Here is a 13,875-nt window from a genome sequence, read left to right on the forward strand (position 1 = left end):
CAGCGGGGCCGCGCCGCCGAACAGGTGCCGCCGACCGATGGCCGCGGCGATGATCGCGCCGCGGCCAGGGCCGGGCCCGTACGGTCGCATCACCCGCCCTACGACCCGGGAGCGCCACCGTGCGGAACCCCAGCCCCCTGACCGGACGCCTCGCCGTCGTGACCGGTGCCGCCCGCGGACTGGGCGCGGCCATGGTCCGGGAACTGGCGGGGCGCGGCGCACGGGTCGTCCTCCTCGGCCGCGAAGAGGAAACCCTCGCGCAGGTGGCCGACTCGCTCGCCGCGGAAACCCACTGCTACGCGGTGGACGTGGCCGACGACGCGGCGATGAACCGGGTGGCCGGGCTGATCCACGACCGCGTCGGCCGGCCGTCGGTCGTCGTCGCCAACGCGGGCGTGGCCGAGGGCGGGCCCTTCGGGGATTCGCCCCCGGCCACCTGGCGGCGCGTCATCGAGGTGAACCTCATCGGCAGCGCGAACACCGCGCGGGCCTTTCTGCCCGGACTGCTCGCCACCCGCGGCTACTTCCTCCAGATCGCCTCGACGGCCGCCTTCGGATCCGCGCCCATGATGAGCGCGTACTGCGCCTCGAAGGCGGGCGCCGAATCCTTCGCCCAGTCCCTGCGCGCCGAACTCGCCCACCAGGGCGTCGGTGTCGGCATCGGCTATCTGAGCTGGACCGCCACCGACATGATCCGCGACGTGGACCGGTACGGGGTGCTGAGGGAACTGCGCGCCCATATGCCGCCACCGGCCCGACGTGTCCACCCCGTCGCCACGGTGGCCGCGCGCATGGTGACCGCCGTCGAACGCCGCGCCGCCACCGTCTACGCACCGTCCTGGCTGCGCCTCGCCCAGCCGGTCCGCCCCCTGCTGCCGCCGCTGGTCACGTGGTTCTCCGCGCGGGAGCTGCCCCGGCTGGCCGAGCGGACCCGCTTCGAGGCGACCGGGCTCCTCGGGGCCGGTGGCCGCGCGGATCAGACGGCGGCCGAGGACTGAGGACGCCACGGGGTCAGCCGTTGTCGTGGAGGGTGCCGTGCTCGTCCATGGTCGGGTGCATCTTCATGGGGCCGTAGTCGTCGAGGTCCGAGGGGCGCGGCGGCTCCGGCCCGTCGCGGCCGCTGCGCACCATCCGCTCGATGCGGCAGATCCGGAACAGGCGGCCGTCCACGCGGGCCTCGTCGGCCCGGCGGGCGCGCCTGAATTCCTCGGCGGCCCGTGCGTAGACCGCCCTCTTGCGCTCGCCGAACTCGTAGAGCATCGGCCACATTTCGGCCATCCCCTGGTAGAGCAGCCGCCGCGCGTCGTGCGGCGTGGGCATCAGGGCGCTCTGCGGCCGCCACCGCTGTCCGGCGCGCTCGGCCACGCCGAAGCCGACGGGCAGCAGGACGATGTCGGGATGGGTGGTGACGGCCCGCTCGGAGTGCTTGCGCACGACGGCGGGGAACCGGGATCCGGAGTAGGCGAAGGTGCTCAGCGCCAGCTTCATGGCGCCCGCCATCAGCCCGGCCTCGTCCTGCTCGGGGTCCAGGACGAAGCCGGTGTCGGGCGACCGGGCCTCGTGCCGTCCGTCCCAGGAGATGAGGGACGGTTCCGGGTCGGTGGGTCGCGGCGGCTCCAGGTTGTGCTCGCCGGTGCGGGCGAACTCGTCCCCGCGCACCACCCGGTAGCGCACACCGAGCACGGACACCTCGTTCAGCGGCTTCTTCTCGAGCCGGGCCACCGCGGCGAGCAGTGCCCGGCGGGTGGCGGGGTCGTCGGTGTCGTCCTTGGCCTTGAACCACAGGAGCGAGTTCAGTTCGTCCCGGGCCTCCTGGGGCGTGCCGCTGGTCACCGGCTTCACCAGCCGCCAGTGCTCCCCGGCGGCGGGGTCCTGAACGGCCAGGCCGAAGACGGGTCCGCGGAGGGCGAGATGCGGATAGCGGGAGGACGCGTCCACGGCGTCGGCTTCGGTCACCCATGCGGCGGGGTCGTCACGCCGCACCAGATCCGCGTGGAGCCGGTCCAGCTTTCGCTTCCAGTGTTCGGCCATGCGCACATTGTCGGGGCTTCCGGGTGGAACACGGGCGGGAACGCCCCAAGTGATCAAAAGCCTTAAATCCGATGTCACTACCGTCTGTCCGCCGGTCGCCGGGCGGTCGCCAGGCAGCGATGGGGGTGCTCGGGCAGTAACCGGAGGGCGGTGCGTGGCGCGTCGTGGACGGGCGGGCGGCCGCGGCGCATAGCCTGACATTTCGGTGTTCGCGGGAAGGCGTTCGCACCATGACGACACGGACGACACGTCAGCACTGGCTCTTCGGCGATCAGCTCGGCCCGCACTTCGCCGACCACCGCCACCACGGCCCCGACGCCCAGGCCCCACTGATCATGATCGAGGCGCGGTCGGTGCTGAGCCGCCGCCGCTTCCACCGGGCCAAGGCGCATCTGCTGTTGTCGGCGATGCGCCACCGGGCCGCCGAACTCGGCGACCGCGTGCGGTACGTCCGGGCCCGGACGTACCGCGAGGGGCTGGCCGAGGCCGCCGGACGGGACCGGGTGACGGTCTGCCACCCGACCTCCCGCCGGGCGCTGGCGCTGGTCGAGTCGTTCGGCCAGGTCGACGTGCTGCCCGCGAAGGGCTTCCTGGTGACGATGGCGGACTTCGCCACATGGGCCGGGGAGCACGCCCGCGGCCGGCTGCGGATGGAGGACTTCTACCGCTGGGTGCGCCGCGAGCACGAACTGCTGATGGAGGGCGACGAGCCCGCGGGCGGGCGGTGGAACTTCGACGACCGGAACCGCGAACCGCCGCCGCGCGGGGCACGGACCCTCGACACCCCCGGACCCTGGCGCCCCGACGAGGACGAGATCGACGACCGGGTACGGCACGACCTGGACCGCTGGGAACGCGACGGCACGGTCTCCTTCGTCGGCCGCGACGGTCCGCGGCGCTTCCCCGCCACCCGGCGCGAGGCGCTGGCGTCGCTGCGCCACTTCGTGACCCACCGGCTGCCCTGCTTCGGGCCGTACGAGGACGCGATGCTCGCGGCGGACCCGGTCATGTGCCACAGCCGGCTGTCGGCCCCGCTCAACCTCGGACTGCTGCACCCGGCCGAGTGCGTGGACCGGGCGGAGCGCGCGTGGCGCGACGGTGGCGCGCCGGTGGCCGGTGCCGAGGGGTTCGTACGGCAGATCGCCGGATGGCGGGAGTACGTCTGGCATCTGTACTGGCACTTCGGCGAGGACTACCGCGGCCGCAACGCCCTGCGCCACACCGCCCCGCTGCCCGGCTGGTTCCTGGACCTGGACGCCGACGCGGTGACCGCGCGCTGCCTGGCCACGGTGCTGGCCCAGGTCCGGGACACCGGGTGGACCCACCACATCCCCCGGCTGATGGTGCTCGGCAGCCGCGCGCTCCAGGACGGCTGGGACCCGGCGGCGGTCACCGACTGGTTCCACCGCTGCTTCGTCGACGGCTACGACTGGGTGATGCTGCCGAACGTCGTCGGCATGTCGCAGTACGCCGACGGCGGGCTCATGACGACCAAGCCGTACACCTCCGGCGGGGCGTACATCAACAGGATGAGCGATCTGTGCGGCCCCTGCGCCTACCGCCCGGGGGACCGGACCGGTGAGCGGGCCTGTCCCTACACCACCGGCTACTGGTCCTTTCTGCACCGGCACCGGGAGCGTCTGGCCGGGAACCACCGCATGGCCCAGGCGGTCCGGGGGCTGGACCGGCTGGGCGATCTGCCGGAGGTGCTCGCGCAGGCCACGGAGCGGGGCGACGCCGCGCCGTGAGGCGATGCCGGCTCTCTTTTCCGAGGCGTACTCGGGCGCTTTCTGAATTCCTGTCCGGGTGAGAGGTGAACGAACGCTTTACGGCGCGTGAAGTATCACTGCATCTCGTGCCTCTTGTTCGCCGTGGGAGCCGGGTCTACAACTGACGCAACACCGTGACCGCACGCCCTTCAGGAGGTTCCAATTGCGCCGGGAAACACTGAACGGCGGCCGCGTCATCATCGTCGGCGGCGGCGTGATCGGTACCTCCATCGCCTTCCACCTGAGCGAACGCGGATACCGCGATNGGCGTGATCGGTACCTCCATCGCCTTCCACCTGAGCGAACGCGGATACCGCGATATCACCGTGGTGGAACGCGGACTGCCGGGAGAAGGCACGACAGCGTACGGGACCGGAGGCATCCGGCAGCAGTTCTCGACGCGCGTGAATATCGAGCTGGTGCGCCGCTCGCTCCCCTTCTGGCGTGACTTCGAAGAAATGACCGGCGCGCCGATGCATTTCCGTCAACATGGTTACCTTTTCCTCATCTCGGACCTCGCCACCCTCCGTACCTTCGAGAAGAACGCGGAACTCCAGCGGTCCCTCGGCGTCGACGTGACGATGCTCGACCCGCGGCAGGCGGCCGACCTCTTTCCCGGGATCCGGACCGACGACCTGCTGGGTGCGACCTACTCCGCCGAGGACGGGTCCGGTTCCCCGGCCGACGCCGTCGCCGGATATCTGCGCGGAGCGCGGGCCCGAGGGGCGGAGCTCCGGCAGCACACCGAGTTCCGCGGGATCGTCACGGACGCCGACGGCGCGGTACGCGGCGTGCGGACCGCGAACGGCACGCTCGACGCCGAGCTGGTCGTGCTCGCCGCGGGGCCGCAGGTCCGCGGGGTGGGGCGGCTGTGCGGGGTGGACATCCCCGTACGGCCGCACCCCCGGCAGGCGTTCGCCACCGGCCCGCTGCCCGCCCTGCACGGCGGGCTGCCGCTCGCCGTCGACATGGCCAGTGGCGCGTATGTGCACCCCGAGGCGGCCGGGACGGCGATCGTCGGCGGCAACGACCGGGACGCGCCCAGCAGCGAACAGGCGACGGTGGACTGGTCGCGGGTCGAGTCCCTGGCCGGTGCGCTGTCCCACCGCTTCCCCTCGCTGGAAGGGCTGGAGGTCACCCGGGGCTGGGCCGGGCTGCGGGAGATGACCGCCGACGACCACGCGATCGTCGGCCCGGTCGACGAGGTGCCGGGGCTGTGGGTCGCGGCGGGCTTCTCCGGTCACGGCTTCATGCAGTCCCCGGCGGTCGGCGCGGCGCTCGCCGAGTGGTGGCTGACGGGCGCCCCGCCCCTGGACCTCTCCGCGCTGCGGCTGTCCCGGTTCACCGACCGGGCGCTCGAACTCGAAACCGCCGTCTTCTGAGCCGTCTTCCGAGCCGCTTCCCGCGCTGTCTTCCGATCCGTCTTCCGAACGGAGCCCGCCATGGCTTGCGATACGAATCCGACCGGGGCCGAACTGCTCGTCGCGACGCTCGTCCGGCACGGCGTCGACACCGTCTTCGGCGTCCCCGGCGACACCGGCGTCGTCCTGTACGACGTGTTCGCGCGGCACACCGACGCCCTGCGCCACATACTCGCCCGGGACGAACGGCACGCGGGCTACATGGCCGACGGCTACGCCAGGACCCACCGGCGGATCGGCGTGTGCGAGGCGTCCAGCGGCGGCGGCGCGGTCTACCTGGCCGGTGGCCTGGGCGAGGCGTACGCCTCCAGCGTGCCGGTCCTGGCGATCACCAGTGACATCCACCGGCGCAGCCGTGGCTCCGGCGCCATCACCGAGATCGACCAGGAAGCGCTCTTCGGCGCCGTCACCACGTGGTGCCGTACCGCGGAGCGTGCCGCGGACATCCCCGCGCTGGTCGCGGAGGCCGTCGCCACCGCCACCGGCGGCCGCCCCGGACCGGTCGCGCTGATCTTCCCCGAGGACGTCCTGGAGGAGCACGCGGCGGTCGCCGTTCCCGAGGGCGAACCGGTGCTCCCGGCGGCCCGCCCCGGCGCCTCCGAGTTCGCCGTCGCGGGCGTCGCCGCGGATCTGGCGCGCGCGGAGCGACCGGTGATCTTCGCGGGCGGCGGTGTCCACGCCTCGGGCGCCTGGCGGGAACTGCTCGCGCTCGCCGAGCACGGCGCGCTCCCGGTGGCCACCACGATCCACGGCAAGGGCGCGGTCCCGGAGGACCATCCGCTCTCCCTCGGCGTCGCGGGCGGCAACGGCTGCCGCGGCTACGCCAACGACTACCTGGCCGGTGCCGACGCCGTTCTCATCGTGGGCAGCCGGGCCAATTCCACCGACACCAACGGCTACACCTCCCCGCCCCGCGACCCCGGTGTCCGGGTGGCGCAGATCGACGCGGACGCCTCCCGCGCGGGCCGCAACTTTCCCGGCAGCGTGCCCCTCGTCGGTGACGCGGCGACCGTGCTGGACCAGCTGCGCGACCGGTTCCCGGCCGCCCCCGCCGCGGCCCGGGCGGCACGGGAGGCGGACATCGCCGCCGTACGGGACGCCTGGGCGCGCACCGCCGCCGACGAGCTGCCGGACCCGGGCGAGGGGCGGCTCCGGCCCCGCGAGGTGATCCGGGTCCTGCACCGGGTGTTCGGCCCGCGGGCCTGGGTGGTGGCCGACCCCGGCACCCCGACGCCGAACCTCTCGGCGTACTGGGAGAGCGCGGGGGAGGGCTGGCGGGTGGTGATCCCCCGCGGCCACGGGCCGATGGGCTACGCCATCCCGGCGGCGATCGGCGTGGCCGTCGCCCACCCGGGCGAGCGCGTCCTGTGCGTCACCACCGAAGGCAGCCTGGCCATGGGCGTCGGCGACTGGGAGACCGCGGCCCGCCTCGCGCTCCCCATCACCTACGTCGTGCTGGACAACACCTCCATGGGCTGGATCAAAATGCTCCAGCACCTGTTCCTCGAGCGGCGCTACTTCGGGGTGGACCCAGGGCCGATCGACCCGGTCCCGCTGGCCACCGGCATGGGTCTCCCGGGCGCCAGGGCCACCACGCTCGACCAGCTGGACGTGCTGGTCAAGGAGTCCGTCGGCCGCCAGGGGCCGTCGGTCGTCCACGTCCCCGTACCCGAGCACAAGGACGCGCCGCCGCCCGTCGCGCCCTGGGAGGCCGTGCTGACCGGACGGTCCACCGGCCGCCCCGTGTACTGACCCGGCCCGCCCCCGCCGTATCCCCCTGCCCGATCGTCCGCCCTCTTCACAGCACGTGCAGGTTCCCGGAAGGATCCGCTCATGGAGGCTCACGCAACACTCTCCACACCGCCTGATTCCGCCGTCCCCACGGTCGACCATCCGACCGCCATGCGGGCCGCCCGGGCGAGCTTCACCGGCACCGCCATCGAGTGGTACGACTACTTCCTCTACGGCAGCGCCGCCGCAGTGGTGTTCCCCAAGGTGTTCTTCTCCGACCTCGGCTCCACCGCGGGCACCCTGACCTCCCTGGCCACCTTCGGTGTCGCGTTCTTCTTCCGGCCCCTCGGCGGTGTTATCTTCGGCCACTTCGGCGACCGGCTCAGCCGCAGGCAGGCCCTGGTGGCCACCCTGCTGATCATGGGTATCGGCACCTTCGCGATCGGGCTGCTGCCCACCGTCGGCCAGGTCGGTGTCCTCGCCCCGATCCTGCTGGTGTTCCTGCGCATGCTCCAGGGCATCGGACTCGGCGGCGAATGGGGTGGCGCGGCACTGCTCATCGTCGAAAGCGCCCCCACGGAACGCCGCGGGCTGTACGCCTCGGCCTGCCAGCTGGGCGTACCGGCGGGGCAGCTGGCCTCGGCGGGCATGGTGGCGCTGTTCTCGCTGCTGCCGGAGGAGCAGTTCCTCGGCTGGGGCTGGCGGATCCCGTTCCTGTTCAGCGGACTGCTCGTGGCCTTCGGCCTCTACCTGCGGAAACGGCTGCCAGAACCGCCCGAGTTCCAGGCGCTCAAGGACGCGCGGAGGCGGCCGAAGCTGCCCCTCGCGGAGGTCCTGCGCCACGCCAAGAAGCAGACCCTCCTGCTGATCTTCGTGCAGGCCGCGTCCACCATCGGCTACTACCTCTTCACCGTGTACTCGCTGTCCTACGTCGAAGGCGATCTGGGACTGCCGCAGTCCTGGGCGCTGAGCGGGGTGCTCATCGGCGCCGCGCTGCTGCTCCCGGCGATGCCGCTGTACGCCGCGCTGTCGGACCGGATCGGACGCCGCCCGGTGTACTTCGCGGGCACCCTGTTCATCGCCCTGTTCGCGGTGCCCTTCTTCTGGCTGCTGGACACGCGCAATCCGTATCTGATCGCGCTGGCGATCATCCTGGCGCTGGTGTGCGGCTACGGCCCCACCGGAGCGCTCAACAGCGTCCTGTACGCCGAGCAGTACCCCACCCGCTACCGCTACACCGGAGCCTCCGTGGCGTACCAGATGTCCAGCGTGGTCGCCGGGGCACCGGCGGCACTGGTCGCCGCCGCGCTGGTGTCCGCCACCGGGTCGGGCATGGCAGTCTCCTGGTACGTGATCGGGGCGGCGGTCATCTCGCTGATCTGCGTGATAGCGCTCGAGGAGACCCACCGCACCACACTGACGAAGGAGTAGAGACGATGGCGGACATCGGGATCGTCATGCTGGACAACCGGATTCCCCGCCCGTCCGGTGACGTGGGCAACCCCGCCAGCTTCGACTTCCCCGTCGCCATGGCGGTCGCCCCGGGGGCCGGCACCCGCCAGGTGGTGGAGCGCTCGGCCGAGGGCCTGCTGCCCGCGCTCACGGCCGCCGCCACCGGCCTCCAGGACGCCGGGGCGGCCGCCGTGACCACCTGCTGCGGCTTCCTCGCCGTCCACCAGCCGGAACTCGCCGACGCCCTGCGGGTCCCGGTGGCCACCTCCAGCCTCCTCCAGGTCCCCCTGGTGCTCCAGACGCTGCGCCACGACCAGAAGTGCTGTGTGCTCACGGTCAACGCGAGCACGCTCACCGACGCCCACCTCCAGGCGGTCGGCGTCGGGCCCGCCCTGCGCGACCGCGTCCACCTCGCCGGTCTGGAACACACCGAGCACCTCTTCCCCGTGCTCACCGGCGACGACGAGACCCTCGACGTGCCGCGCGCGGAGGCCGAGGTGGTGGCCGCGGCACAGGCCGTGCTCGAAGAGCACCCCGGCATCGGCGCGTTCGTCCTCGAATGCACCAACCTCCCGCCCTACTCCGCCTCCATCAAGGCCGCCACCGGCCGCCCCGTCTGGGACGCGCTCACCCTCATCCGATGGCTGCACGGCGGCTGCGCGGAGCCGACGGCACCCGGGACACGATCATGCTGAACATGGTGCATCTCCAGACCCTCCAGGCGGTGCTGTCCACCGGCTCGCTCAGCGGGGCCGCCAAGGAGCTCGGCTACACCACCTCGGCGGTGTCCCAGCAGATCGCCGCGCTGGAACGGGCTCTGGGCGTACGGCTCTTCGAACGCGGCCCGCGCAACCTGTGGCCGACCACGGCAGCCCTCCAGATGGGCCGCCACGCCACCGCCCTGCTGTCCCGGCTGGAGGAGGCCGAGGAGGACATCCGCGCGTACGCCGACGGCAACCGGGGACGGCTCAGGGTGGCCGCGTTCCCGACCGTGAGCGCCCAGCTCCTGCCCAAGGCGCTGCGCAGGCTGGTCGCCCGGCTGCCCGACGCCGAGATCACCCTTCAGAACGACGGCGACCCCACGGACGTGGCCCTGGCCGTGTGCGAGGGCCGGGCGGACCTCGGCCTCGTCTACGCGTACGACCTCGTCCCCGAGAGCTGGCCCGGCGAACTGACGCTCCGCCCGATCCTCGACGAGGAACTGCTCATCCTCTGCGGCCCGGAACAGCACACCGCCGACGCGCACCACGTGGACCTGCGGGAACTCTCCGGCGCCATCTGGGTCACCAACGACGAGGGCACCGCCGCCCACCACAACCTCCTGCGGCTCTGCGCCCAGTCCGGATTCCGCCCCGAAGTCCGCTTCACCAGCAACGACTACGACGTCATCCGCGGCATCGTGCGGGAGAACCTCGGTGTCGCGCTGGTCCCCGCCCTCTCCCTCGGCATCGACCGGGCGATCACGATGCGCCGCATGCGGACCCGCGGCCCGCGCCGCAAGGTCCTCGCCGTGCACCGGTCCACCGACCCCAACCCGCTGGTGCCCGCGGGCGTCGACGCCATCCGCGAGGCGGCGGAGGAGTTCGTGACCTGGACGACCGAGGCCTTCGGCGCCCGCGTCGACTCCCCGCTCGCCACGACCCCCGGCTGACACGCCCCGCCGAAGCCCGCGGACAGCCGACCACTTCCGAAGGACACCCGTGAACGCGGTACCCCCCTGGCAGCTACGCGCCCGATTCGCCCGCGCCCTCTCCGACGCGTACGCCCGCGAGGTGCCCGCCCACGCCACGCTCGTGGACGTGGCCGCGCGGGTCGACGCCGATGTGCTGCGCCGGGACGGGGACCGGGCACGGCGCCTGGGCGGCATCGAGCGGGTGCGCGCCGAGCGGCACGCCGCCATCCGGGTCGCGACACCCGGCGAGCTGCACGCCGTAGGCCAGATCTTCGCCGCTCTCGGGATGTGCCCGGTCGGCGCTTACGCCCCGGGGGACGCGGCGGCCCGCCCGGCCCCGGTCGTCTCGACGCTGTTCCGGCCGGTCGACCCCGGGGAACTGGCCCGCGCCCCCTTCCGGGTGTTCACCTCCGTCCTCGTCCCCGGCGACCGCCGGTCCTTCACCGCCGAACGCCAGCAGCGAGTCTTCCCGCCGGAGCTGCTTCGCCTTGCCGAACGCGCCGAGGCCGAACACGGGCTGCCGCCCGAGGGCGCGCGGCGGTTCCTCGACCTCGCCACCGCCGCCTTCTTGCCCTCCCGCGCACCGGTGGACCTCACACCCCGGGTTTTCGACCTCGACGACCTGCACCGGCGCATGGCGGACCGCGGCGTCGCCATGACCGGTGGGATCCAGGGTCCGCCGCACTGGGACGGCCCGGGCGTCCTGCTGCGCCGTGCGTCCTTCGGCGCGCGCTGCGCGGTGGAGGCCCGTGGGATCGCGCTCACCCCCGCGGGATGGGCCCGCTACGACGCGATGACGGCCGAGACCGACCGGCTGCTCGCCATCGACCCGGTGCTCTCCCGCCAGGAGGCCGCCGCCAAGATCTGGGCCATGTGCCTGCCCGCCACGGAGGCCGGACTCGCCCGGCAGGACCTCGCATACTTCACCTACCGCGCCACCGACCCCGCGGCCCGCCGCCGCGACGGTCTGGGGCCGCCCGCCGGGCTGGCCGGGCTGCTGCACGGCGGCTGGATCACGGCGGAGCCGATCGTCTACGAGGACGTCCTGCCCCGCCCGGTGGCCGACCCCGGTACGGCCGACCCGCCCCTCGACGCCGACTGGCTGGCCGGGGTGCTGGACCGCCCCGTACACGACCCCGTGGAGCACTACGCCCGGCAGCGCCAGGACTCCCTGGACGACGCGTCCCGAGCTCTGGGCATCGCCCCCCTCGCGCCGCCCGCCGCCCCGCCGTCACCCCCGGACTAGGCGCGCGACGCGGTGCCGTTCAGGAAGCGCAGGAGGAGGTTGCGGCCGACCGCGCCCGCGATGCTGTGGTACGTGTCATCGAAGGCGTGGTCGCTGTAGGGGATGGCGTTGAACCGGACGTCGTCCTGGGCCTGCCGCAGCCGGTCGGCGAGCCCGCGGACCCGGGACTCCCGGATGAGGTGGTCGGAGGCGCCGGTGACCAGGAGGGACGGCATCAACCCGGGGCGGACGCGGTTGATGGCGGAGGCGTAGGCGTAGCGCTCCGGGTACTGGGCGGGGGTGCCGCCGGTGTAGCCCTCGGTGATCTCGCGTCCGTAGCCCAGCAGGCCGTTGTCCTGCCAGGTGCCCTTGAGGTCCGCGGCCGGGTAGAACCCGGCGACGGCGACCGGCGGCGCGGGCAGCCGCGCGGTGCAGCTGCTGGCGATGCGTCCGGTTTTCAGCCCGTACGCGACGTTCAGCGCGAGGCTCCCGCCCGCGGAGCCGCCCACCAGCACGGTGCGGGAGGTGTCGACGCCGTACGGGCGGGCCAGCCTGGCGAGCCGGGACATGGCGCAGACGACGTCGTCGGAGGCGTCCTTCCAGCGCGGTGGCGGCGTGAGCCGGTAGTCGATGGACAGGACGGGGTAGCCGTGGTTCGCGAGCCAGCGGTAGTCGCCCGCCCGCTGGTACCGGCTGCCGGTGGCGAACCCGCCGCCGTGGATCCACACCACCATGGGCTTGTCGCCTTGGCTGTCTTCCGCGCGCGGCGTCCACAGCCCGGCCCTGAGCGTGCGGCCCTCGACGCGGTCGAAGCCGATCACGTGGTCCGGCGGGGCCGTGGGCTGGTCGACGGCCAGGACGTCGGCGGCCGACACCGGCACGTTCTGGGAGTGGGCGTAGAGCAGCTGCGTGATCAGCACGGTGGCCGCGCCGATGGCGGTGACCGCCGAGGTGGCCGTGGTCCACACCGCCGTCCTGCGCTTCCCGCGCTTCCACGCCACCACCGCGCCCGCGGCGATGAGCAGGCCGAAGACCACGTACCACAGCGGGCGCGGCCCGACCCAGGTGGTCGCGTAGTAGCCGAGGACGGGAACGGCCGGAACGATCGCACCGAGGGTGATGAGCGCCACCAGCCCCGAGACCACCAGCCCGAGGCCGAGGGCCGTGCGGCGCACCCATCGGGGCAGGGCGCTGCGTGAGGGTGTGCGGACACGGGCGTTCATGTCGGGCCGTACTCCTGTTCACTGTCGTCGGTGTGGCTCAGGCGCCGTCAGCAGTGAGGAGGGCCCAGCTCGGGAATTCAGGGTAGCCAGGAGGTGAACCGGCCCGGCCACGCGGGTCGCCGGGCCGGGTCGGGTCGCCGCGTGGTCACGTGGCGTACAGGCCGTGTGGTCACTTGGCGTACAGCAGGGTGCCGAAGCCGGTCTGGTCGAAGCCGCCGCTGGTCGAGCCGTAGTCACCGCCGCCGCCCTCGGGCCGGACGCTCTCGGCGATGGCCTTGATGTACGGCACGTCCAGACCGCGCCTGCGGCCGTAGTGGTAGTACAGGAGGTCCCAGACGGGCCGGACCTGGCCGCGGCTCGCGGCGGAGATCACGGTGTGCGACTGCTGGGCGCAGTTCTGGCCGGTGCCCCAGGTGTAGGTGGTGAAGGGCACCGCGTGGCCGAGGTTGTACTTGGCGACGTACTGGGCGGCCTTCATGAAGCGGTTGCCGTCGTAGCCGTACAGGTCGTCGCCCTGGGACCAGGCCATTTCGCAGAAGGCGCCCATCTGGCCCATGCCCATCATGGTGTGGCCCTGGTCCCGGCCGGATTCCTGCCACTGGCCGAGGGCGTAGCCGTCGACGTTGTCGTACAGATACGGGACGGCGTGGCGGAGCGAGCCGTTGCCCGCGCCGTTCTTGAAGTAGTTCACCGCCTGGTCGTACTTCGCGGCGTCGTCGCACAGGATCCCGATGGCCAGGATCGAGTTCATCGTGCACAGGTCCCAGTTGGCCCAGTAGTTGGTGATGCAGGCGTCGTTGTGCTGGTTGAGGAACTGGTTGTTGAGCGGGTAGAAGACGGTGCGCATCATCGTCTGGAAGCGGCCGAGGTCGAATCCGCTGTAGCCGCGCATGAGCTCGGCGGCGTTGGCGAACTGGTAGCCGTAGAGTCCGGCGGCCAGGAAGCGGTCCGCGTTGCCGGTGAGGGTGGTGAGGGTGGCCGACCAGGCGTTGAGGATCCTGACGGCGGTGTCGCCGTGGGCGGTGGTGCCCGCGATCTTCCAGCGCAGGGCGTTCTGGTAGGCGGCGTGGATGTCGTTGTAGAGGATGCCGTAGTTCTCGCCGGTCCCGCCGCGGATGATGGTCTTCTGCGGGTTGGGGGCCCAGGTGCTCGCGGAGTGGCGGTTGGCGGTCAGGCGGTTCCATCCGGACAGCCACGGCTCGGTGCCCGCGGCGACCCGCACCTTGGCGCGGTTGAGTTCGCCGTAGGCGTGCAGCATGCCCGGGTGGGCGAAGGTGGCGGGCGCGGCGCCCGCGCTGCCGCCGGTGGCGGCGGCCGTTCCGGCGCCGACGGCGAGGGCGGCGGTGAGGCC

Annotated in this window: 11 protein-coding genes; 8 read left to right on the forward strand and 3 right to left on the reverse strand. The window is 72.8% G+C overall.

What is annotated here, in order from left to right; all coding sequences use genetic code 11:
- Positions 1-119 precede the first annotated feature (119 nt).
- Positions 120-998 (forward strand): SDR family oxidoreductase, encoded by an 879-nt coding sequence (locus tag EEJ42_RS20705; RefSeq protein ID WP_123101687.1) that lies wholly within the window; start codon positions 120-122, stop codon positions 996-998.
- Positions 999-1,011: 13 nt separating this feature from the next.
- Here the strand turns inward: EEJ42_RS20705 and EEJ42_RS20710 are convergent, their stop codons facing one another.
- Complete coding sequence (locus EEJ42_RS20710) at positions 1,012-2,031, reverse strand: DUF5954 family protein (RefSeq protein WP_123101689.1); 1,020 nt, start codon at positions 2,029-2,031, stop codon at positions 1,012-1,014.
- Between the two features lie 230 nt (positions 2,032-2,261).
- On the opposite strand from EEJ42_RS20710, the gene EEJ42_RS20715 reads away from it, so the two are divergent.
- The 7 genes from EEJ42_RS20715 (at position 2,262) to EEJ42_RS20745 (ending at position 11,322) form a co-directional block, all read left to right on the forward strand.
- Positions 2,262-3,779 (forward strand): cryptochrome/photolyase family protein, encoded by a 1,518-nt coding sequence (locus EEJ42_RS20715; protein WP_123101691.1) that lies wholly within the window; start codon positions 2,262-2,264, stop codon positions 3,777-3,779.
- Positions 3,780-4,069: 290 nt separating this feature from the next.
- A complete protein-coding gene (locus EEJ42_RS20720) occupies positions 4,070-5,182 on the forward strand; it encodes an NAD(P)/FAD-dependent oxidoreductase (protein ID WP_221179393.1) in 1,113 nt (370 codons plus the stop codon).
- 60 nt (positions 5,183-5,242) lie between these two features.
- Complete coding sequence (locus EEJ42_RS20725; protein ID WP_123101695.1) at positions 5,243-6,973, forward strand: thiamine pyrophosphate-binding protein; 1,731 nt, start codon at positions 5,243-5,245, stop codon at positions 6,971-6,973.
- A gap of 81 nt (positions 6,974-7,054) precedes the next feature.
- Positions 7,055-8,383 (forward strand): MFS transporter, encoded by a 1,329-nt coding sequence (locus EEJ42_RS20730; protein ID WP_123101697.1) that lies wholly within the window; start codon positions 7,055-7,057, stop codon positions 8,381-8,383.
- A 5-nt stretch (positions 8,384-8,388) separates the two neighbouring features.
- On the forward strand, positions 8,389-9,099 hold the full coding sequence (locus EEJ42_RS20735) for an aspartate/glutamate racemase family protein (RefSeq protein ID WP_123101699.1): 711 nt from the start codon (positions 8,389-8,391) through the stop codon (positions 9,097-9,099).
- Positions 9,045-10,055: a LysR family transcriptional regulator gene (locus tag EEJ42_RS20740; protein WP_184503180.1), complete on the forward strand. Its 1,011-nt coding sequence runs from the start codon at positions 9,045-9,047 to the stop codon at positions 10,053-10,055. Before EEJ42_RS20735 ends, EEJ42_RS20740 begins: the two co-directional genes overlap by 55 nt.
- Before the next feature lie 49 nt (positions 10,056-10,104).
- Positions 10,105-11,322 carry a 2-oxoadipate dioxygenase/decarboxylase family protein gene (locus EEJ42_RS20745; RefSeq protein ID WP_123101703.1) on the forward strand — a complete coding sequence of 406 codons (1,218 nt, stop codon included), beginning with the start codon at positions 10,105-10,107 and terminating at the stop codon, positions 11,320-11,322.
- Here the strand turns inward: EEJ42_RS20745 and EEJ42_RS20750 are convergent.
- A complete protein-coding gene (locus EEJ42_RS20750) occupies positions 11,319-12,524 on the reverse strand; it encodes an alpha/beta hydrolase (protein WP_123101705.1) in 1,206 nt (401 codons plus the stop codon). The two genes, EEJ42_RS20745 and EEJ42_RS20750, sit on opposite strands and share 4 nt — an antisense overlap.
- 169 nt (positions 12,525-12,693) lie before the next feature.
- The coding region (locus EEJ42_RS20755) for an alginate lyase family protein (RefSeq protein ID WP_123101707.1) at positions 12,694-13,875 on the reverse strand (1,182 nt) is incomplete at its 5' end.

This window comes from Streptomyces botrytidirepellens (genome assembly GCF_003721215.1).
Classification (GTDB): domain Bacteria; phylum Actinomycetota; class Actinomycetes; order Streptomycetales; family Streptomycetaceae; genus Streptomyces; species Streptomyces himastatinicus.